The organism is Roseovarius dicentrarchi (assembly GCF_003316635.1).
In the GTDB taxonomy this organism is placed as follows: domain Bacteria; phylum Pseudomonadota; class Alphaproteobacteria; order Rhodobacterales; family Rhodobacteraceae; genus Roseovarius; species Roseovarius dicentrarchi.
The window spans coordinates 1-639 of record NZ_QNQP01000084.1; the positions used below are offsets into that span (position 1 = coordinate 1).

A 639-nucleotide genomic window follows, 5' to 3' on the forward strand; every position below is an offset into this window, starting at 1 on the left:
CCAGTGGGCATCAAACAGCATCTCATGCGTTTGCAGCAGATAAGCCCGCACCAAAAATGCCCGGCTGTGCGACAGCTTGGTATGGGCAACCTGAAGCTTGATGCGCTCGCCGCCGACATAGGCCCAGTCCTCGCTCCAATCGAACTGGAAAGCCTCGCCCGGCGCGAACACCAGCGGCACGAAAGTCCCGCGATCAGTCGTGTGATGCGCACGCTGCCGTTCACCCTTCCATTCCCGCACAAAGGCCGCAACACGTTCGTAGGAACCGTCATATCCAAGCTTTACAAGATCGGCATGCATCAGCTTCGCCGTTCGGCGTTCCTTGCGTGATTTGCGCTGATCAGTCGTCAGCCACGCAGTAAGATGCTTAGCATAAGGGTCCAGCTTGCTGGGACGATCCGGCACCTGAAATGCAGGTTCAACAATCCCCTCCCGCAGATACTTCTTGATCGTGTTGCGAGATACGCCCGTCCGCCGCGCGATCTCGCGAATAGGCATCTTATCCCGCAGTGCCCATTTCCGAATTACCCTCAAAAATCCCATGTCTATCACTCCATGCGCCCCCAGCTGATTCAAGCCGCGGCAAGGTTGCACATGGGTCAATTCTCAATGACAATTTCTGCTGGTGCCGGGTCAGTT

Annotated in this window: 1 protein-coding gene; it reads right to left on the bottom strand. The window is 56.5% G+C overall.

Annotated features, from left to right (window positions below):
• Window positions 1–543, bottom strand: a 543-nt coding sequence (gene istA, locus DQ230_RS16955) for an IS21 family transposase (protein ID WP_113913714.1), incomplete at its 3' end; no start/stop codon positions are given.
• Window positions 544–639 lie beyond the last annotated feature (96 nt).